Origin of the sequence: Pseudochrobactrum asaccharolyticum (assembly GCF_003314995.1) — a bacterium.
Classification (GTDB): Bacteria; Pseudomonadota; Alphaproteobacteria; order Rhizobiales; family Rhizobiaceae; genus Pseudochrobactrum; species Pseudochrobactrum asaccharolyticum.
Window position 1 is genome coordinate 539945 of record NZ_QNRH01000002.1, and the last position, 19940, is coordinate 559884.

Annotated in this window: 18 protein-coding genes and 1 other RNA gene; 11 read left to right on the forward strand and 8 right to left on the reverse strand. The window is 52.4% G+C overall.

What is annotated here, in order from left to right:
* Window positions 1–90 precede the first annotated feature (90 nt).
* On the reverse strand, window positions 91–1107 hold the full coding sequence (locus tag DFR47_RS06945; protein ID WP_113943647.1) for a YeiH family protein: 1017 nt from the start codon (window positions 1105–1107) through the stop codon (window positions 91–93).
* A 105-nt stretch (window positions 1108–1212) separates the two neighbouring features.
* On the opposite strand from DFR47_RS06945, the gene DFR47_RS06950 reads away from it, so the two are divergent.
* Complete coding sequence (locus tag DFR47_RS06950; RefSeq protein ID WP_113943648.1) at window positions 1213–2097, forward strand: LysR family transcriptional regulator; 885 nt, start codon at window positions 1213–1215, stop codon at window positions 2095–2097.
* A gap of 3 nt (window positions 2098–2100) precedes the next feature.
* Here DFR47_RS06950 and DFR47_RS06955 read toward each other — a convergent pair whose 3' ends face one another.
* The 5 genes from DFR47_RS06955 to ffs form a co-directional block, all read right to left on the reverse strand.
* Window positions 2101–3378: a lytic murein transglycosylase gene (locus DFR47_RS06955; RefSeq protein WP_113943649.1), complete on the reverse strand. Its 1278-nt coding sequence runs from the start codon at window positions 3376–3378 to the stop codon at window positions 2101–2103.
* A 59-nt stretch (window positions 3379–3437) separates the two neighbouring features.
* Complete coding sequence (gene recR / locus DFR47_RS06960; RefSeq protein WP_075654014.1) at window positions 3438–4043, reverse strand: recombination mediator RecR; 606 nt, start codon at window positions 4041–4043, stop codon at window positions 3438–3440.
* An 81-nt stretch (window positions 4044–4124) separates the two neighbouring features.
* Window positions 4125–4448, reverse strand: a complete 324-nt coding sequence (locus tag DFR47_RS06965; RefSeq protein WP_022711615.1) for a YbaB/EbfC family nucleoid-associated protein — start codon at window positions 4446–4448, stop codon at window positions 4125–4127.
* 73 nt (window positions 4449–4521) lie between these two features.
* On the reverse strand, window positions 4522–6369 hold the full coding sequence (locus DFR47_RS06970; protein ID WP_281011582.1) for a DNA polymerase III subunit gamma/tau: 1848 nt from the start codon (window positions 6367–6369) through the stop codon (window positions 4522–4524).
* Between the two features lie 121 nt (window positions 6370–6490).
* Window positions 6491–6587, reverse strand: an RNA gene (gene ffs, locus DFR47_RS06975) — signal recognition particle sRNA small type.
* A 168-nt stretch (window positions 6588–6755) separates the two neighbouring features.
* Between ffs and DFR47_RS06980 the strand changes: the two genes are divergently transcribed.
* Window positions 6756–7166, forward strand: a complete 411-nt coding sequence (locus tag DFR47_RS06980; RefSeq protein WP_113943651.1) for an HIT domain-containing protein — start codon at window positions 6756–6758, stop codon at window positions 7164–7166.
* Window positions 7167–7177: 11 nt separating this feature from the next.
* A complete protein-coding gene (gene nudC / locus DFR47_RS06985) occupies window positions 7178–8146 on the forward strand; it encodes an NAD(+) diphosphatase (protein ID WP_113943652.1) in 969 nt (322 codons plus the stop codon).
* A 56-nt stretch (window positions 8147–8202) separates the two neighbouring features.
* Here the strand turns inward: nudC and DFR47_RS06990 are convergent, their stop codons facing one another.
* Together DFR47_RS06990 and DFR47_RS06995 are read right to left on the reverse strand one after the other, a co-directional pair.
* Window positions 8203–9069 carry a prephenate dehydratase gene (locus DFR47_RS06990; protein WP_113943653.1) on the reverse strand — a complete coding sequence of 289 codons (867 nt, stop codon included), beginning with the start codon at window positions 9067–9069 and terminating at the stop codon, window positions 8203–8205.
* Between the two features lie 51 nt (window positions 9070–9120).
* Complete coding sequence (locus DFR47_RS06995) at window positions 9121–9864, reverse strand: 3-deoxy-manno-octulosonate cytidylyltransferase (RefSeq protein WP_113943654.1); 744 nt, start codon at window positions 9862–9864, stop codon at window positions 9121–9123.
* Between the two features lie 184 nt (window positions 9865–10048).
* On the opposite strand from DFR47_RS06995, the gene DFR47_RS07000 reads away from it, so the two are divergent.
* From DFR47_RS07000 to DFR47_RS07035, 8 genes are all read left to right on the forward strand, one after another.
* A complete protein-coding gene (locus DFR47_RS07000; RefSeq protein WP_113943655.1) occupies window positions 10049–10777 on the forward strand; it encodes a c-type cytochrome in 729 nt (242 codons plus the stop codon).
* 72 nt (window positions 10778–10849) lie between these two features.
* Window positions 10850–11074, forward strand: a complete 225-nt coding sequence (locus DFR47_RS07005) for an alkylphosphonate utilization protein (protein ID WP_113943656.1) — start codon at window positions 10850–10852, stop codon at window positions 11072–11074.
* A 125-nt stretch (window positions 11075–11199) separates the two neighbouring features.
* Window positions 11200–13050 (forward strand): extracellular solute-binding protein, encoded by a 1851-nt coding sequence (locus tag DFR47_RS07010; protein ID WP_113943657.1) that lies wholly within the window; start codon window positions 11200–11202, stop codon window positions 13048–13050.
* 92 nt (window positions 13051–13142) lie between these two features.
* On the forward strand, window positions 13143–15044 hold the full coding sequence (locus DFR47_RS07015; protein WP_113943658.1) for an extracellular solute-binding protein: 1902 nt from the start codon (window positions 13143–13145) through the stop codon (window positions 15042–15044).
* 60 nt (window positions 15045–15104) lie between these two features.
* Window positions 15105–16199 (forward strand): microcin C ABC transporter permease YejB, encoded by a 1095-nt coding sequence (locus tag DFR47_RS07020; RefSeq protein WP_113943659.1) that lies wholly within the window; start codon window positions 15105–15107, stop codon window positions 16197–16199.
* Window positions 16199–17335, forward strand: a complete 1137-nt coding sequence (locus tag DFR47_RS07025; RefSeq protein WP_113943660.1) for an ABC transporter permease — start codon at window positions 16199–16201, stop codon at window positions 17333–17335. Before DFR47_RS07020 ends, DFR47_RS07025 begins: the two co-directional genes overlap by 1 nt.
* Entirely contained in the window at window positions 17332–18975 is a 1644-nt protein-coding gene (locus DFR47_RS07030) for an ABC transporter ATP-binding protein (RefSeq protein ID WP_113943661.1), read from the forward strand. The genes DFR47_RS07025 and DFR47_RS07030 overlap by 4 nt, the downstream gene beginning before the upstream one ends.
* Window positions 18972–19940, forward strand: a complete 969-nt coding sequence (locus tag DFR47_RS07035) for a 2-hydroxyacid dehydrogenase (RefSeq protein ID WP_113943662.1) — start codon at window positions 18972–18974, stop codon at window positions 19938–19940. Before DFR47_RS07030 ends, DFR47_RS07035 begins: the two co-directional genes overlap by 4 nt.

The following is a 19940-nucleotide window of genomic DNA, read 5'->3' on the forward strand; positions in this document are numbered from 1 at the left end:
CTTAAAGTAGTTAAAGCCCCCGCCGGAGCAATCCGGCGGGGGCTTTTTTATGCGATGAATAATAAGTCGGTTCTGAATATTAGTGCAGCCTCAGGCAACACCCAGCATAGCAATCAGGGTCAGGCTGATAGCACCCAGCGCCAGCAGCGAGAAAACAGCGGTCAGCGTGACACGGCCACCGGCTTTAACAACGGTGCGCACATCAACGCCAAGCCCGAGTCCTGCCATTGCAATTACTGTCAGGGCTGTACTGCCCTCGTGCAGTGGTGTCAGAACAACCTGGGGTATCAGTGACAGGCTACGCAGTGCCATCATGCCCAGAAAGCCGATAATAAACCACGGCACCATCTGCGACAGTTTCGGACGGGCACCGCCCGACTTCGCACCAATAACACCGATTGTCACAATAACAGGCCCCAGCATCAGCACACGCACCAGCTTGACCAATGTACCGATCTGCACACTCAATGCGGCCACCGGCGCTGTTGCAGCCAAGACCTGCGGCACCGCATAAACGGTCAGGCCTGCCAGAATACCATATTGCGCAGCCGACATATTCAGCAACGGCACCAGCAGCGGCAGGCACAGCACCACAACAACACCCAGAACTGCAGTAAAGGCAATGGATGACGCCACATCATCACTGCTGGCACCGATAACCGGCGCTGTGGCTGCAATTGCTGAGTTACCGCAAATGGAGTTGCCACAAGCCACCAGCACCGCCATACGATGCGACAGGCGCATTAACCGGCCGATAGAATAGCTGATACCGATCGACAGCATCACGACACCGGCAATACCACCGATCAAAGCCGGCCCTGCCTGCATCACCGCTTCGGCACTGATCGATGCGCCGAGCAGCACAATCGCAATTTCCAGAATCATCTTCGATGAAAACTGGATACCGGCATGATACCGGCCAGACAGGCTGAATAATGAGCGTACCGCTGCCCCGATCAGGATGGCCAGTACGATTGATTCCAACCATGCCCGCCCGAAATAATGCGCTTCGATATGTTCCAGCGCGTAAGCTGCGATACTCACCAGCAGACAGAGAATAAGTCCGGGCAAAATACGGGAAAAATTAGAACGAATATTACGTGTCATGGCGGTACTTCCGATAATTTTTCCAATTCTATCGCTTATTTCAATCATTCATTCCATTTGAAAATATGTTATTATTCATTCAATAAAAACGAATGATTGATCGTTATGACCCTTGAGCAATTACGGATATTCGCGGAAGTCGCCCGTCAGCAGCACCTGACGCGTGCGGCCGAAATCCTGCACCTAACCCCTTCAGCGGTCAGTGCGGCGATCAAAACACTGGAAGAGCGCTATGCGACCCAATTGTTCAACCGGATCGGCCGAAGAATTGAACTGAATGAGACGGGTCGTATCTTTTTGCATGAGGCTGAAGCTGTGCTTGCCCGTGCGCAAGCCGCAGAACTGACCCTCAGCGAGATAACCGGCCTGCAACGGGGCAGTCTGCATATTTATGCCAGCCAGACGATTGCCAGCTACTGGCTGCCACCGGTTTTGGCACGGTTTCACACCACCTATCCGATGATTGACCTCAAACTCTCTATCGGCAACAGCGAGCAGGTTGTTGAGGCTTTACGGGAGGGACTGGCGGATACAGGCTTCATTGAAGGCGAAACGGATGACCCGTTTCTGCATAAAGAATCAGTGGCCACAGATCAGTTGATTACCGTCGTCCGTCCGCAGCATCCGTGGGCAAAATGCACGACACTGCTGACTGCAACCTTGCCGGAAAGTTTCTGGATTTTACGTGAGCAAGGCTCCGGCACGCGTGCGTCCTTTGAAGCCTATTTACGCGATCAGGCTTTTGATCCCGCACACCTGCCACTCGCACTTGAGCTACCTTCCAATGAGGCCATATGCTCGGCTCTGATTGCAGGAGACTATGCTACTGTGCTTTCTGCCTTGGCAGCCCGTCCGCATCTTGCAGCAGGCACATTAAAACAAGTGCCGTTTACATTGCCGCCGCGGCAATTCTGGCTTCTGAACCACCGCGAGCGCTACCAGAGCCACGCCTTTAAAGCGCTTTATGCGATGGTCAAAGAAAACAGATAACAATCAGCGAATGGCTTTAACCAATGCCTTATCAGGAAAACAGGTGGCAGGCTGGCCGTTTTTTGCCTGCCAGACACCGATAGAGCGACGGGTTTTAAATCCCGCCAGTCCATCCGGCTTACCGACATCATAGCCCTGCTTTTGCAGTCGTTTCTGCATGGCAGCGACATCGGAGCGATAAAGACCACCGACATCACCCCAGCCTTGCTGAAAACCACCGGCACCATAGCTCATCCGGTCAGAAACATGACCAATGAACAGCGCATAGAGATCGCTCATATTATAGTTTTTCAGCACGTAGAAATTCGGCGTGACAATAAATGCAGGGCCGTGACGACCGGCAGGCATCAGCAGAAAACCTTCTTGTGCCATTTCCTGTGCAGGGAATGCTTTGCCATTCACACGAGTGATACCAAGTGCTGTCCAGTCACGGAATGTCTTGCCCTGATCCGGCCCTTCCAGTGAGCAGGAGACATTTTGCGGCACATTGACCTCAAAGCCCCAGTCGCGGCCTTTCTGCCAGCCGAAATGCTGCAAATAGGCAGCAATAGAAGCCAGTGTGTCCGGCACGGAATTCCAGATATCGCGCCGTCCGTCGCCGTCATAGTCAACGGCATGTTTCAAATAGGATGTAGGCATGAATTGCGGCTGACCAAGCGCACCTGCCCAAGAGCTTTTCAGATGGGCGCTATCCATATAGCCCTTCTGTACAATTTCGAGCGCGGCCAGTAATTCCGCATGGAACATATCCTTGCGTGTGGCCATGAAAGCCTTGGTCGCCAGCACTTCAAAACCGTTATAAGGGATCTTCACCGTGCCAAAGGCGGATTCACGTCCCCAGACAGCAACAACAATACCGGCAGGCACACCGAAGTCGCGTTCGATTTTCGTCAGCAGGCTCTTATGCGCATTGAGCTTCGGCTTGCCATTGCTGGCAACGGAATCAACGGTGCCTTTGCGGAAATAATTGGCCGGAGAGCCGAACTCAGATTGTGTCTGCTGTTTTGGTGTTTGCGGCTTGGTGCCAGGTGGCACCAGATCCGGTAGCTTCCAGTTCAGCTGCACACCGGATAAAGACTGATTGAACACGCTGCGGCTGATGCCGCGCTGTTGCGCCTGCGGCCACAGATCATTCTCCAGCCATAGCTGAAAGGCTGCATTGGTTTTGGATTGGAGTGCAGCAGAATAAGTCTGTGCTTGCGCTGCCGGTACGCTGAGCGGCACCGCTGCGCCAAACAGGCACAACGCCACCAGAGCCTGACGGAGGAAAGTCTTCTGCATGGCTGCTCCTGTTATACAAACCGCACCTGAAACTTGGATAAAAATCGGTTGGTCAGGTTTTATAATGTTGTTCTGGCGCGCAAAGCTGCAGCCAGTGTCCCTTCGTCCAGATAATCCAGTTCACCACCAACCGGCACACCATGCGCAAGGCGGGTGATTTTCACATCCATGCCGTCGAGCTGATCGGTGATATAATGCGCTGTGGTCTGCCCTTCGACCGTGGCATTGACCGCGAGAATAATCTCTTTGATCTCACCGCCGGTGACACGCTCGATCAGACCTTTAATGTTGAGATCATCCGGTCCCACACCATCCAGCGGTGACAGACGGCCACCCAGCACATGATAGCGCACATTCATGGTGCCAGCGCGCTCAAGCGCCCAGAGATCGGAGACATCTTCAACAACGATCAGTGTGGAAGGATCGCGGCGTGGATCTTCGCAGACCGTGCACGGATCACTGGTATCCACATTTCCGCAACAGGAGCAGATACGCACCTTTTCTGCGGCTTCCTGCATGGCAGAGCCAAGTGGTACCAGCAATGCATCTTTTTTCTTGATCAGGTGCAGCGCAGCACGACGTGCAGAGCGGGGCCCCAGCCCCGGCACGCGGGCAAGAAGCTGGATCAGGCGTTCAATTTCAGGACCGGCGATTCGTTTTGACATAATGAAGACTTAAGACATTTAACGCCCGAATAGAATCGGGCGTTAATTTATAATCACATGATGTATGGATAATCCGTCACCTTAGAACGGCAGTTTCATGCCCGGAGGGATTGGCAGACCAGCGGTCAGCGCCTGTGTCTTTTCAGCCATCATCGCTTCCAGCTTGGCTTTTGCATCATTATGCGCAGCGATAATCAGGTCTTCCAGAATTTCGCCTTCGCCTTCTTTGAGCAGCGACGGATCAATTTTCAGACTTGTTAATGTGCCTTTGCCGAGCAGTGTCAGGCTGACCAGACCACCACCGGAAGTAGCGCTGACTTCCATCTGCGCGATTTCTTCCTGCATAGCCTGCATTTTGGCCTGCATTTCTTTTGCTTTGCTCAGCATCCCCATCATGTCACGCATGTGGCAGAACTCCTCGAATTACTCTTTTTCAATAAATGGTTCACAGCCTCGGTCGTTTCAACCTCAGCTAAAATTAATCGTCATCATCCAAATCGCCGCTATCCACACCCGGATCAGGCATTTGCATTTCCATATCCGCATCATCGTCCGGCGTGGTGATACGCACGTCGATGATTTTAGCACCCGGAAATTTTGCAAGGATCGCGGCGACATCCGGATCAGCGCGGGCATCTGTTACCAGTTCCTCGCGTCGTGCGGTTTCAACTTCAGCTACGGTCTGGCCACCGCCGTCACGGGCAACGGAAACCATCCAGCGTTCACCCGTCCAGTCGAGCAGACGCTGTGCCATATCCGTGGCCAGTGTTTTCGGCGCATGTTCGGTCAGCGCAATTTCCATACGGTTCTGGCCAATGGAAACCAGCCGTACGAAATTCTTGACCAGAACCTTGAACTGCAGGTCGCGTTTATTGCCGGCCAGATTGACGATGTCATTCAGATCACGGATACGTACAGCCTGCGGAGCAGGTTCTGTTTTCGGCTGGACAACGGCTTGCGGCTGCATCATCTGCTGTGCAGCAGGTTCAGCTAACCGAAGGGCAGCACCGCCATTATTCTGGCGCTGTACCATCTGACCGGAAACCGCATCAGCGGCTGCATAGGATGTATTCCCGCCACCGGAGCCATTACCACCGCCGCCGCCTTGCGGAGCAGACGGCGCAGAATTTCCGCCAATATGTCCATTGGCAATGGCTTTCAGCGCCTCATCCAGTGTCGGCAGATCGGCAGAATGTGCCAAGCGGATCAGCAGCATTTCTGCAGCCTGCACCGGACGGGATGAGGTCTCCACCTCATGAATACCTTTGAGCAACATCTGCCAGCAGCGCGACAGAGCGCGGATCGACAATGTTTTGGCAAATTCAGCGCCACGCACGCGCTCATCTTCCGACAGCGACATATCCTGCGCCACTTCCGGTGTGAAACGCAGACGCGTGACCAGATGGTTGAAATCCGCCAGATCGCTCAGCACAACGGAAGGATCAGCACCCACATCATATTGCGCGCGGAATTCTTTCAGCACACCCGCCACGTCACCGCGCATCAGCATTTCAAACAGGTCGATAATACGCGCACGGTCGGCAAGGCCGAGCATTTCACGCACTGTCTGGCTATCGACTGTGCCGTTGCCATGGGCAATCGCCTGATCAAGGATCGACAGGCTGTCGCGCGCAGAGCCTTCACCGGCACGGGCAATCATCGCCAGTGCTGTGTCGTCAGCCTGCACATTTTCAAGGCCGGTGATCTTGCGCAACAGGCTGGTCAATGTGCCGGATTCAATGCGGCGCAGATCAAAACGCTGACAGCGCGACAGAACAGTAATCGGCACTTTGCGGATTTCTGTGGTCGCGAAAATAAACTTCACATGTGGCGGCGGCTCTTCCAATGTCTTCAACAGGCCGTTGAAAGCCTGATTGGAAAGCATATGCACCTCATCGATGATATAGACTTTGTAACGGGCAGAAACCGGACGGTAGCGCACCTGCTCAATAATTTCACGGATATCATCAATACCGGTATGCGAGGCCGCATCCATCTCGATCACATCGACATGGCGGCCTTCCATAATCGCCTGACAGTGCTCCCCCAATTCGGTGAGATGCACACTCGGCTGATCAATCGTATCGGTTTTATAATTCAGGCCGCGCGCCAGAATACGCGCCGTTGTGGTCTTACCCACCCCGCGCACACCGGTCAGCATCCATGCCTGCGCAATGCGTCCTGCTTCAAAAGCATTGGTCAGGGTGCGCACCATCGGCTCCTGACCATAAAGATCATCAAAATTCTGCGGGCGGTATTTACGGGCGAGAACGCGATAAGCATTATCTGCCGGTTTATTATCCATGGATTTCGCGCGCTCCTTCAGATCCCGTCTTTAAGCTTCACTGCTGTAGCACAGATCGTCAGCCGATTGAAAACAGAAAGCGGCCTCTCGGAAAACTTAGCTTTTCCGTGCACAACAATCTGGATTTCAGGGGAGAAAAAAGGTGGGAGGCTGGCACGATGACCCGTGCCGAGCTCGTTAGGGCTGCTTCCTTCCGGACCTGACCCGGTTGGCGAGTGGTCCGTCCACCACCAACCTCCCGCGCTCCATATCGGAAATTTGAACACAAAATGCAAGGCTCAAATAAGCTGAGATAAAAAAATAGAGATTATTTTCACGCATTTTATGTTTGAATAGTTCCAGACTAGTCAAAACCAGCTTCAAAAGCTGCCGGACAAGAACAATATTTTTCAAAAAGGCACCGCATCATGCCGGACTTTACCCTCGACCAACGTTTACAAAACGACACATTTCCTATCGGTCCGCTTGGCCTGTGCCAGCTGCTTTTGATGAATGACAAGCGCTGGCCGTGGTTGATTCTTGTACCGCAGCGCGCAGATATGTCAGAAATTCACGAACTGACCCCGCTCGATCAGACCATGCTCAGCTTTGAAACCTCTATGGTTGCCGAAGCGATGAAAGAGGCAACTGCCTGTGAGAAGATCAACAGCGGTGCACTCGGTAATATTGTTCGTCAATTACACATCCATATTATTGCGCGCAACAGCGGCGATGCGGCATGGCCGGGCCCTGTCTGGGGACATGGCACGCGTGAGCCCTATACTGAAGAAGAAGCGCATCAACTCATCAATGCATTACGCGCCCGTCTTTCTGCCTGAGTTTACATGTGATGCCCCATAATTTTGAATTTGCAGCAATGGCTGACAAGAATCATGGCCTTGGCTTTGCCGGTAAGACACTTGATCCGCAGGCTGAAAAACGTGATGAAACCAGTCTGCCGAGTGCATTGGCCAATCCTGATGCGCAATTTTTGCTGTTTGCACGCGGTAAAATCCTGCTCAAACAAGACATATCGGAACATAGTGCTTTATTCAGTCATGCGGAAATCCGTCATCTGCAAATTGATACGGATAAGAACAGCAAAAATCATCTGATTTTGTTAGGGGAAGCAGAAGGCACTGCCTATCTTGCGCTGGATACCGGCCTTGATCCCGAGGCACTTCCTCCAACACTGGAAGCCTCCGAATATCGCGCGCTTTATACGCATAATCTGCTAAGCCCCGCAGATAGCGGCATGGTTGCACAAGCCGCAGCCCTTCTTGCATGGCATAGAACCCATCGCTTTTGCGGGCGTTGCGGCCATGAAACCGAAATGCGTATTGGTGGTTTCAAACGGATTTGCACATCCTGTCATGCCGAGCATTTTCCACGTACTGATCCGGTGGTGATCATGCTCGTCACGTACCAGTCGCCGTCCGGAGAACGCTGTCTGCTGGCACGCAGTCCGCATTTTGCCCCACTGACTTATTCCTGCCTTGCCGGGTTTGTCGAGCCGGGAGAAACGATAGAGAATGCAGTCCGGCGTGAAGTGCGCGAAGAGTCAGGGCTGCCTGTCGGGCAGGTAACCTACCATGCCAGCCAGCCATGGCCGTTTCCCTATTCCCTGATGATCGGTTGTTTCGCTCAGAGCCTGTCCGGTGAGCTGAACCTTGACCATGACGAGCTGGAAGACGGTGGCTGGTTTACCCGTGAGGAAGCGAAGGTCATGCTGGAGAATATCCATCAGCAAGGCCTACGTACCCCGCCAGCCGGTGCAATCGCCAGCGCGCTGATACGCCATTGGGTAGAAAACTCATAAAAAAGCGCCGGATCACTCCGGCGCTTCTTATAATCAATTTCAGCAGCTGCTCACTCTTACTCAGCTGCAAGCAGTTGCTTGCGGTTCTCACTGCCCGGATAAACACCGACAATGCGCACTTCCTTGGTGAAGAAAGCCAGTTCTTCCAGTGCTAGCTGCACGGAACGATCATCCGGATGACCTTCAATATCCGCGTAAAACTGCGTTGCCATGAAAGTTCCGCCAATCTGGTAGCTTTCCAGCTTGGTCATGTTAATGCCATTGGTGGCAAAACCGCCCATCGCTTTGTAAAGCGCTGCCGGAACGTTGCGCACGCGGAACACAAAAGTCGTCACCATCAATTCATCCGGTGACTTGCGCGGTGCCCATTGTTCCTGCTTCGACAGCACAACGAAACGCGTAATATTGTTTTCCGCGTCTTCGACATTGTTCTGCAAAATCTCAAGACCATAAAGCTCCGCAGCCAGCAATGGTGCTAAGGCCGCTTTGCTCTTATCACCCAGATCAGCCACCTGACGGGCAGCGCCTGCCGTATCACCGGCAATAACCGGTTTCCAGCCATTGCCGCGAATAATTTTTCGGCATTGTCCCAGCGCATGAATATGGCTGTGAACGCTCTTAATATCTTCCTTTTTGGTGCCTGGAAGCACCATCAACTGAAAATGGATCGGCAGGAAATATTCGCCGATAATGTGCAGGCGCGATTCCGGCAAAAGATGATGAATATCCGCGACGCGACCGGCCAGCGTATTTTCAATCGGAATCATTGCCAGATCGGCTTCACCATTTTCAACGGCATTAAACGCGTCTTCAAAAGTTGCACATGGCAGCGGCTCCATTGTCGGAAACATATTGCGGCAGGCCGTGTCGGAATTTGCTCCCGGTTCACCCTGAAACGCTATTTTATTGGTCTTCGCTGCCATTTTTGGTGCCTTTGACTTAAGTTTAGAAATGCTTTTCCGTTGTTTTACAGATCAGCGCGACAAAACCTGCCGTGCTTTCTCCAGATCCTCCGGTGTATCCACACCGAGCGGGAAGGATTGAACCACTTCCACATCGATTCGCATACCCGCTTCCAGCGCCCGTAACTGTTCCAGTTTTTCGCGGATTTCTAACACAGACTGGCCGAGTGCGACGAATTTCTCCAGCGCTTCACGGCGATAAGCGTAAAGGCCGATATGGTGATAAAGCGGCCCGTCACCATAAGGTGCTGTGGCGCGGGTGAAATAGAGCGCGCGCAGCTTATTGGATTCAGCCAGAGGCGAACCGACAATCTTCACTACATTCGGATTGGTCTTTTCTTGGATATCACTGATCTCAACACCAAGGGTCGCGATATCCGCAGGCCCTTCGATGAGCGGCTGTAGAGCCGTCTTGATCAATGCCGGATCGATGGTCGGCAGATCGCCCTGCACATTGATAACCGCATCGAATTCTTTATTGGGATCAATGAGTTGTAGTGCTTCATAAATTCTGTCAGAGCCGGATTCATGATCCCCGCGTGTCATCACAGCTTCAAGGCCATGCGCTTCGACAGCCTCTTTAATCTCGGTGCTGTCGGTTGCAACCACCACGCGCCCCAGACCGGAGGCAACGGCACGCTCCGCGACATGAACAATCATCGGCTTGCCGGCAATGTCTGCCAGCGGTTTGCCGGGCAGGCGCGTTGAGGCCATACGGGCAGGAATCAGGATCAGTGATTTAAACGGCTTAGACATAAGGTTTCATCCGAAAGTGTCAAAAAGTCACGGGTGTAGCTGTTCTTATAGGTGTTGCCAGCGTCAAGCAAAAGACCTAGTTTCCGGCAAAGGTCAGTAAAATGGAGGGCTACCCTCCCCTAAGACAGACTAAATATCACCGCCAAGCTAAAGGCGTTGGGGGAACAGGAGCGCTAGCGGCCATATGAATTCGTCTCAGTCCAATAAATATATCATGGCCTTTCTGGCCACCGTTTTTATTGCCATGACCATTGGTATTTCTTCCGATGCGATTTTTTCGACGCCGCATCCTGAAACTGAAGGTTATGCCATTGTAGCTTCTGAGGGTGGCGCACCGGCTGCCGGCAAAGAGGCACCTGCTGCTGTACCTATCGCAACATTGCTGGCATCGGCTGATCCTGCACGCGGTGCAACCGTGTTTAAACGCTGTGCTGCCTGCCATACAGGGGAAAAAGGCGGCGCCAATAAAGTCGGTCCGCACCTCTGGGATGTTGTGAACCGTCCGATGGCGACAGTTGAAGGTTTCAGTTATTCCGCAGCGATGAAAGAATTCTCACAGGGCGGTAAGGAAGTCTGGGATTATGAACATCTCAACAAGTTCCTGACATCTCCTAAAGGCTACATCAAAGGTACAGCCATGGGCTTTGCCGGCGACAAAAAGGATAATGAACGCGCTGATCTGATCGCTTATCTGCGCTCACTGTCTGACAATCCTGCACCACTGCCTTCACCGGAATCTGCAGCACCTGCTGAAGAGACAAAACCGGCTGAAGAAGCAAAGCCTGCGGAAGAAAAGCCAGCCGAAGCGCCTGCAACTCAGGAACCGGCAAAAGAAACACCATCTGCACCGGAAGCACCTGCATCTCCGGCACCTGCAACACCGGAAGCTCCGGCAACGCAGCCTGCGAATTAACATCAACGATCAGTTTCTGATCGCTAAGCCGGGCTCAAAGCCCGGCTTTTATTTTTAGAAGGAACTATATTCATGTCTGATGAAGTAATTGTACGCGACAGCAACGGCGCTCAGTTGCAGGACGGCGACTCCGTCACCCTGATCAAAGACCTCAAGGTCAAAGGCACTTCCGAAACCATCAAGCGCGGTACACTGGTCAAAAATATCCGCCTGAACGGTCGTGATGGTGAAGTTGAGTGCAACACCAAACAGGTCAAAGGTCTGGTCCTGAAGACCGAATTCGTCAAGAAAGCCTGATCATTACAAAGATTTAATTCCGCAAGCCCGATTTTTGCTCTGCTTCTGCCTGCTTTCCCTTTTAATTAACACAGGGATCATTAAAGTGGTCACTTATTCTTGTGAGCAAATTATCGGGTGGCGGAATGAAAACAGCATTGCGGGTTATGCTTGTCGCAGGTTTGAGCCTGTATGGCAGTTTGGCTTCCGCTCAGGAAAAAGCACCAGAAAATGGTCTGCAATGGCGCCATGCCAACAGCCTGACCGGTGAGCCGAAATATCCCGCAGGCTTTAAGCACTATGACTATGTCAATCCCGATGCTCCTAAAGGCGGCACGCTCAATCAGGTCACTGTCGGTACTTTTGACAGCCTGAACCCATATGTGGTTCAGGGCGTTGCGGCTGCCGGTCTCGCCAATTTCGGCGGCGGTATGCTCTATGACACGCTGATGGATCAGTCGATGGATCAGAGCTCGACTTCCTACGGGCTGATTGCCGAAGCGATGCAATATCCGGAAGATTTTTCCTGGGTTAAATTCCGCCTTAATCCCAAAGCCGCATGGCACGACAAAACGCCGATCAGCGTTGAAGATGTGATCTGGTCGTTTGAAACACTGAAAAAGCAATCACCGCTCTATAACCGCTACTATGCAGATGTCGTCAAAGCCGAAAAAACCGGCGACAACGAAGTTACCTTTACTTTTGACAAAGCTGGCAACCGCGAATTGCCAAGCATTATGGGCGATCTTGTCGTGCTGCCAAAACATTGGTGGGAAGGCAAAGATAAAAACGGCAAGCAACGCGATATCAGCCGCCCGACCCTTGAAATTCCGCTTGGCTCCGGCGCGTATAAAATCGGTGCCGTTAATCCGGGTAGGTCAATCACATGGCAGCGCGCGGATGATTATTGGGGCAAAGACCAGCCAACACAGGTCGGCCGCAATAATTTTGATCAGGTGAAATACGAATATTTCCTCAATAATGATGCCACGTGGGAAGCCTTTAAAAAGGGCGGCACCTATGACTTCCGCGTTGAAAACATCGCTCAGCGCTGGAAAGAGCAATATAATTTTCCGGCCTTTGAGCGTGGTGATGTGATCAAAGCCAGCTTCCCGATGCATGCAGCGGGGCGTATGCAAGGCACATTCCTGAATACCCGCAAAACCAAATTTCAGGATGTACGGGTTCGTGAAGCGCTCAACTGGGTGTTTGATTTTGAAAGCATGAACCGCATGCTGTTCTTCAACCAGTATAAGCGGATTGAAAGCTATTTTGCCGGTATTGATCTGGCCTCTTCCGGTTTGCCATCAGAATCCGAACTGAAAATTCTTGAAACCGTGCGCGGTGAAATTCCGGAAGCTGTTTTCACCAAGCCGTATAAACTGCCGGTCTTTGATACCCCGCAGGCTACGCGTACCAATATACGCCATGCTCTTGATCTGCTTGCGCAAGCCGGATGGACAGTAAAAGACGGTAAACTCACCAATGACAAAGGTGAGGTTTTTACTATTGAGTTCCTGACCAACAACCCGAGCGACGAACGTGTCGTCAGCCCGTTCATCAACAATCTGCGCCGTATAGGTATCAATGCATCCTTAAGAGTGGTTGATGATGCGCAATATCAGGCACGGGTCAGTGACTTCGATTATGATGCCATCAGCTCGATTGTCGCGCAAAGTCAGTCTCCCGGCAATGAACAACGGGAAATGTGGAGCACTCAGTCTGCGGATCTGAAAGGTAGTAAAAACTATGCCGGCATCAAAAATCCGGCAATCGACAAGCTGATCGACTATGTTGTTTATGCCAAAGATTATGATGAACTGGTGGCCGCAACCCGTGCACTCGACCGCGTGCTGCTGTGGAACTATTACACTGTGCCGCAATGGTATTCTGACACCATCAATGTCGCTTATTGGAACAAATTTGGCCTTCCCGATAAGCAGCCGGATTATGCAGGGATTGATCCTTTCTCCTGGTGGGTAAAACCAAAACCATAAAATGGCTCACGCTGGTTTGGTCTTGTATTTTGACTCACATTTTTTGAGCCTGATACCCAATCGGATATTAACCACGAGGCAGGAGGTGTATTATGGCAGAGGGTAACAAAAGTCTGATAAACAGACGCCAGCTGATGGTATTCAGCGGAGCAGCAGCATTCAGCTCTGCTCTGCCTTTTCGTGCCAGAGCGCAAAACGGTGCGAATACCGCGGTTCACGGACTAGCCGTATTTGACGACCTGAAATATCCTGCTGGTTTCAACCATTTTGATTATATCAATCCGCAGGCACCAAAAGGCGGAATATTCCGGTTTGCTGTGAATGAATGGACACTCAATCAGGCACCCGACACCTTCAACACGCTCAACACTTTTTCAGCGCTGGGTGATGCGCCGCCACGGATGGAATCCTGCTTTGACAGTCTGATGACCCGCTCGCTGGACGAACCGGATGCGGTCTATGGTTTGCTGGCTGAGAATGTGACCGTCAGTGACGATGGCAAGAGCTATCGTTTTAAGCTGCGTGAACAAGCCCGTTTTCACAACAATACGCCGGTGACAGCGCATGACGCGGCTTTCAGCTATGATCTGCTGAAAGAAAAAGGGCACCCTGCTCTGCGCTTGCTGCTCGCCAAAATGGAGAGTGCAGTTGCGGAAGATGATTATCATCTGCGCCTGACCCTCAAAGGAGAAGATGCCGGACAGAACCGCCGTCTGATCACCAGCATGGTGTTACTGCCTGTCCTCTCCAAAGCCTTTTATACGCAGCATAGTTTTGACGGAAACAGCCTGACTGTTCCGCTCAGTTCCGGCGCTTATAAAGTCGGCGCAATGTCAGCAGGACAATATATCGAATATCAGCGTCATGAAGATTATTGGGGCAAAGACCTCAATGTGAATATCGGCTCCAATAATTTCGACCGTATCCGCATTGAGTTTTTCCGTGACAGACAACCGGCTTTTGAGGCTTTCAAAAAAGGCATTCTGGACTGGCGTGCGGAAAGCGTTTCAAAATCATGGGCCAATGATTACGATTTCAGCGCGGTGCAAAGTGGCAAAGTTATACGCAACCGTTTTCCTGCATGGAAAATTCCTTCGATGCAAAGCTGGGCGCTTAACCAGCGCCGCGAGCGGTTTCGTGATCCGCGGGTGCGGGAAGCGATCGGACTGTGCTTTGATTTCGAATGGAGCAACCGCAACCTGTTCAGCGATCTGTATCAGCGGCAACAATCCAATTTCAGCAACTCTGCCTTTGAGGCACAAGGCAAAGCATCCCCTGAGGAACAGGCCATTATTACGCGCCATGCCGGTTTGATGGATGATGCCACCCGTACAGCGCTGCTTGATGATCCTGTCACGATGCCGGTCACAGACGGCAACGGCCGCAACCGCGAGCAATTGCGCCGTGCTGCCGAGTTGATGAAAGAAGCCGGTTATCAACGTCAGGGCAAATGGCTCGTTGATAAAAACGGGCAGATTTTCACGCTGGAGATTCTCAACAATTCTGACGGTTTTAACCGCGTCTATAACCCGATGATTAAAAATCTTCAGGCAATCGGGATTAATGCGGAAGTACGTATGGCTGAGGCCGCGACCTATCAGAAGCGCCAGCTGGATTTTGACTATGACATGATCGGTTTTGCTTCCAGTTCATCCTCCACACCGGACAGAGCCACTTTGGCGGTGATGTATGGTTCTGAAAGTGTCAGCCTGCCGGGCTCGCAGAATTATACCGGCACCAGCAGCCCTTTAATTGACGCATTGCTGGATGATGTGGCACAGGCTGACAGTCGCGAAAATATGACTGCAACCATCCGCGTGCTTGACCGGTTGCTTCGCTATCGGCGTGACTGGATTCCCTGCTGGTCTGCAGGCGGCAAATTGATTGCCTATTGGGACAAATTCGGAATGACGGAAGCAGCGCCTTATGGCGGTTATCCGGAATTTTACTGGTGGTATGATCACGAGAAAGCCGCACAGCTTGGTAAAACATAATTCAGCACTTTGCACTAAACTGTCAAAAGACAATAAAAAACAAACAGGATTATACAACTGATGGGCGCTTATATTCTCCGACGCCTGCTGCTGATGATTCCGACAATTTTCGGAATCATGGCCATTTCCTTTGCCGTCATCCAGTTTGCTCCCGGCGGCCCTGTCGAGCGCGTTATTGCGCAATTGCAGGGACAGGGCGGCGATGCCATGGACAGGCTCTCAGGTGGCGGCGCTGATGCAGGCAGCATATCAATGGATAGCGGCGGCTCCTCAAAATATCGCGGTGCACAGGGGCTTGATCCTGAATTTATCGCCAGCCTAGAAAAGCAATTCGGTTTTGACAAACCACCGCTGGAACGCTTCGGCCTGATGCTGTGGAACTATGCCCGTTTTGATTTCGGGCATTCCTATTTCCGCGATATCGACGTTATTGATCTGATTAAAGAAAAGCTGCCGGTTTCGATTTCACTCGGCCTGTGGCTCACCCTGATTTCCTATATGATTTCTATTCCGCTCGGTATTACCAAAGCTGTACGTGACGGCTCGCGCTTTGACGTCTGGACCAGCGCGGTCATCATTGTCGGTTATGCGATTCCGAGCTTCCTCTTCGCCATCATGCTGATCGTTTTGTTTGCCGGCGGCTCGTTCTTTGACTGGTTCCCGCTACGCGGCCTGACTTCGCCGGACTTTGACCAAATGAGCCTGTGGGGCAAGATCACCGATTATATCTGGCATATGGCGCTGCCGGTGCTGGCGCTGGTGCTGTCTGCTTTTGCGACCACCACCCTGCTCACCAAAAACTCATTCCTCGAAGAGATCCGCAAACAATATGTCACCACGGCACGCGCCAAAGGCCTGACAGAGCGGCAGGTGTTGTACGGCCACGTGTTCCGTAATGCGATGCTGATCGTGATTGCCGGTTTCCCCGGTGCCTTTATTACCGCCTTCTTCACCGGCTCGCTGCTGATCGAGACCATTTTCTCGCTCGACGGTCTTGGACTGCTTGGCTATCAGTCGGTGCTTAACCGCGATTATCCGGTGGTTTTTGCCAATTTGTTTATCTTCTCGCTGATCGGCCTGCTGGTCAGCCTGCTCTCCGACCTCACTTATACATGGATTGATCCGCGCATTGATTTTGACCGGAGGGATGTGTGATGAGCGATGTCACAGCAACCTCTCCTGTACGGGTGAAACGTCCGTTTCTGTCACCGCTCAATCAGCGGCGCTGGCGTAATTTCAAGGCCAACCGCCGCGGCTGGTGGTCTTTATGGCTGTTTATGTTCCTGTTTATCGGCTCGCTCTTTGCCGAATTTATCGCCAATGACAAACCAATTCTGGTTTCCTACAAGGGCGAAATTCTGATGCCGGTACTGATTGATTATCCGGAAGAGAAATTCGGCGGTTTCTATGCCGTTACTGATTATCGCGACCCAGTCATTCAGGATGAAATCAACCAAAACGGCTGGGCAATCTGGCCGCCGGTTCGCTATTCCTATCGCACGGTGAACAATGAAATTCCGGAAGCTGCGCCGTCCAAACCTTTCTGGCTGATGTCGAAAGAGCAGCGCTGCGCCCGCTATGCGGAAGGTGTGAATGATCCCAATTGCACCATCGGCAATATGAACTGGCTCGGCACGGATGATCAGGCGCGCGATGTCTTTGCCCGAGCGCTCTATGGTTTCCGTATTTCCGTATTGTTCGGTCTTATCCTCACCGCCTTTTCCGGTGTCATCGGTGTAACTGCCGGTGCAGTACAGGGCTATTTCGGCGGCTGGGTTGATCTGATTTTCCAGCGCTTTATCGAAATTTGGTCATCGATACCGGTACTCTATCTGCTGCTGATTATTGCCGCTATTCTGCCACCTGGCTTCTGGGTGCTGCTGTTCATCATGCTGCTGTTCTCATGGGTTGCCTTTGTCGGCGTTGTCCGTGCTGAATTCCTGCGCGCCCGTAACTTTGAATATGTGAATGCAGCACGCTCGCTGGGCGTCAATAACCGCACCATCATGTGGCGCCACTTGCTGCCCAATGCGATGGTCGCAACCCTGACCTTTCTGCCGTTCATTCTCAACGGTTCGATCACCACACTGACTTCGCTCGACTTCCTTGGCTTCGGCCTGCCGCCGGGCTCCGCATCGCTTGGTGAAATGCTGGCACAGGGTAAGAATAATCTTCAGGCACCATGGCTTGGCATAACCGGTTTTATCGTTATCTCGCTGATGCTGTCGCTGCTGATCTTTGTCGGTGAAGCAGTGCGTGATGCCTTTGATCCGCGAAAGGCTTTTAAATGACCCAACATGAAAAAGCCGATGTGCTGCTCAGCGTTCGCGATCTGTCGATTGCCTTTCATCAGGACGGTCAGGACAGAGTTGCTGTCGATCATATCTCCTTCGACATCCACAAAGGCGAAACCGTAGCACTGGTCGGTGAATCCGGCTCGGGCAAATCCATCTCCGCTTTGTCGGTGCTCAAACTGCTGCCTTATCCTTCCGCCAGTCATCCGTCCGGTCAGATCCTCTTTGAAAACGAGGATATGCTGACCACACCGGAAAACAAACTGCGTGGTGTTCGTGGCAATGACATTGCCATGATTTTTCAGGAACCGATGACCTCGCTCAACCCGTTGCATGTGGTTGAGCGTCAGATCGGTGAAATCCTGCGGCTGCATCAGGGCATGGGCGAAAAACAGGCGCGCGCGCGGACATTGGAACTGCTTCATGAGGTCGGTATCCGCGAGCCGGAAAAGCGTCTGCAATCCTATCCGCATCAGCTCTCCGGCGGTCAGCGTCAGCGCGTAATGATCGCTATGGCTCTGGCCAATAAACCGAAGCTGCTGATTGCCGATGAACCGACCACAGCGCTTGATGTGACCGTGCAGGCACAGATTTTGCAGCTGCTGGCCGAGCTGAAACGCTCACAGGATATGTCGATGCTGTTCATCACCCATGATCTGGGCGTGGTGCGCAAAATCGCCGACCGTGTTTGCGTCATGCATCACGGCAAAATCGTGGAAAGCGGCAAAACGGAAGAGATTTTCACAAATCCGCAGCACGAATATACCAAGCATTTGCTGAGTGCGGAACCTAAAGGTGCCCCTCTGCCAGCAGAAGAAAATGCACCGCTGGTGATGAGCGGCGAGGACATCAAAGTCTGGTTCCCGATCAAAAAAGGCTTTATGCGCAAAACCGTTGATTATGTGAAAGCGGTTGACGGCATCAATGTAGAGCTCCGTGCGGGACAGACACTCGGTGTCGTCGGTGAATCCGGCTCCGGCAAGACCACTCTAGGTTTAGCGCTGTCGCGCATGATTTCCTCCAAAGGCGAAATCCGCTTTGGCGAGCGCAATATTGATCAGTTTTCCTTTAAGGATATGCGCCCGTTGCGCCGTGAAATGCAGATCGTCTTTCAGGATCCGTTCGGCTCGCTTAGCCCGCGCATGTCGGTGGCGGAAATTATCGCCGAGGGTCTGCAGGTGCATGAACCTAAACTCACACCAGACGAGCGCGATGATAAAGTCGTGGCAGCCCTGCATGAAGTTAATCTCGATCCGGAAAGCCGCTTCCGCTATCCGCACGAATTTTCCGGCGGTCAGCGCCAGCGTATCGCCATCGCCCGTGCCATGGTGCTCAATCCGCGTTTTGTAATGCTGGATGAACCGACCTCTGCTCTCGATATGAGCGTGCAGGCACAGGTCGTCGAATTGCTGCGAAACTTACAGAAAAAGCACAATTTAAGCTATCTTTTCATCAGTCACGACTTGCGTGTGGTGAAAGCCCTTGCCAATCATGTACTTGTAATGCGCAATGGCAAAGCGGTGGAATATGGTCCGGCGGAGGAAATCTTTGAGGCGCCGAAAACCGATTACACCCGCGCATTGATGGCAGCAGCCTTCCGCTTGGAAACGGCTGAAAAGGGAGTGGTAAATCAATGAGTGCAGCAACAAAAAACACCGGTAAAATCTATTTCGCAGCCACCGGCTGGGATCCGGAAATCTGGATGCAGGCTTTTGCCAAATATGCACCGGATCGTGAGATTGTCACCGAGGTCAAAGCCGGTGAAGAAGCCTCCATTGATTATGCTCTGGTCTGGAAGCAAAAGCGCGGCTCACTTGCCAATTTGCCGAACCTGAAAGTTATCTTCTCGCTCGGTGCCGGTGTGGATCATGTGTTCCACGATGATCAGGTGCCAAACCTGCCTATCGTGCGTACCGTTTCGCCTGACCTGACGATGCGCATGACCGAATATGTGGTCTGGCAGGTTCTAGATCACCATCGTCTCGGACCGCAATATCGTGCGCAGCAGCTCAAGAAAATCTGGCGTGAAGACCGCCGTCAGCCTGCGGCCAATGAAGTCAATGTCGGGATTATGGGCTTAGGCGTTTTGGGACGTGATGCTGCCGATAAGCTGAAACATCTTGGTTTCAATGTCAGCGGCTGGAGCCGCCGCCCGCAGGATGTTGCCGGTGTGACCACCTATCACGGGAAAGACGGGTTGAGCGACTTCCTCAAACAGGTCGATATTCTCGTCTGCCTGCTGCCGCTGACACCGGATACCAAAGGTATTCTGTCGATGTCAGTCTTCGGACGGATGAAAGAGGACGGCCCGCTCGGCGCGCCGATCCTGATCAATGCAGGGCGTGGCGGTTTGCAGAATGAAGCGGATATTCAGGCAGCGCTTGAACGCGGTCTGCTCTCTGCTGCTTCTCTGGATGTGTTTGAAACCGAACCTTTGCCGGAAGCGAGCCCGCTCTGGGGTAATCCGAAGATCACCATCACACCGCATGCTGCGGCCAGTTCCTCGGCCAATGCGCTGACACCGGAAATCGTGAAAATGATTACCGATTATGAGCGTGACGGTATATTGACCAATCTGGTTGACCGCGAGAAACAATATTGA

Excerpts from the sequence above, each read along its gene's own strand:
- DFR47_RS07010 (WP_113943657.1), top strand. The coding sequence starts at position 11,200 with ATGAAAACAGCATTGCGGGTTATGCTTGTCGCAGGTTTGAGCCTGTAT.
- recR (WP_075654014.1), bottom strand. The coding sequence starts at position 4,043 with ATGTCAAAACGAATCGCCGGTCCTGAAATTGAACGCCTGATCCAGCTT.
- DFR47_RS07000 (WP_113943655.1), top strand. The coding sequence starts at position 10,049 with ATGAATTCGTCTCAGTCCAATAAATATATCATGGCCTTTCTGGCCACC.
- DFR47_RS07005 (WP_113943656.1), top strand. The coding sequence starts at position 10,850 with ATGTCTGATGAAGTAATTGTACGCGACAGCAACGGCGCTCAGTTGCAG.
- nudC (WP_113943652.1), top strand. The coding sequence starts at position 7,178 with ATGCCCCATAATTTTGAATTTGCAGCAATGGCTGACAAGAATCATGGC.
- DFR47_RS06965 (WP_022711615.1), bottom strand. The coding sequence starts at position 4,448 with ATGCGTGACATGATGGGGATGCTGAGCAAAGCAAAAGAAATGCAGGCC.
- DFR47_RS06990 (WP_113943653.1), bottom strand. The coding sequence starts at position 9,069 with ATGGCAGCGAAGACCAATAAAATAGCGTTTCAGGGTGAACCGGGAGCA.
- DFR47_RS07015 (WP_113943658.1), top strand. The coding sequence starts at position 13,143 with ATGGCAGAGGGTAACAAAAGTCTGATAAACAGACGCCAGCTGATGGTA.
- DFR47_RS06980 (WP_113943651.1), top strand. The coding sequence starts at position 6,756 with ATGCCGGACTTTACCCTCGACCAACGTTTACAAAACGACACATTTCCT.
- DFR47_RS07020 (WP_113943659.1), top strand. The coding sequence starts at position 15,105 with ATGGGCGCTTATATTCTCCGACGCCTGCTGCTGATGATTCCGACAATT.
- DFR47_RS06945 (WP_113943647.1), bottom strand. The coding sequence starts at position 1,107 with ATGACACGTAATATTCGTTCTAATTTTTCCCGTATTTTGCCCGGACTT.
- DFR47_RS06955 (WP_113943649.1), bottom strand. The coding sequence starts at position 3,378 with ATGCAGAAGACTTTCCTCCGTCAGGCTCTGGTGGCGTTGTGCCTGTTT.
- DFR47_RS06950 (WP_113943648.1), top strand. The coding sequence starts at position 1,213 with ATGACCCTTGAGCAATTACGGATATTCGCGGAAGTCGCCCGTCAGCAG.
- DFR47_RS07035 (WP_113943662.1), top strand. The coding sequence starts at position 18,972 with ATGAGTGCAGCAACAAAAAACACCGGTAAAATCTATTTCGCAGCCACC.
- DFR47_RS07030 (WP_113943661.1), top strand. The coding sequence starts at position 17,332 with ATGACCCAACATGAAAAAGCCGATGTGCTGCTCAGCGTTCGCGATCTG.
- DFR47_RS07025 (WP_113943660.1), top strand. The coding sequence starts at position 16,199 with ATGAGCGATGTCACAGCAACCTCTCCTGTACGGGTGAAACGTCCGTTT.
- DFR47_RS06995 (WP_113943654.1), bottom strand. The coding sequence starts at position 9,864 with ATGTCTAAGCCGTTTAAATCACTGATCCTGATTCCTGCCCGTATGGCC.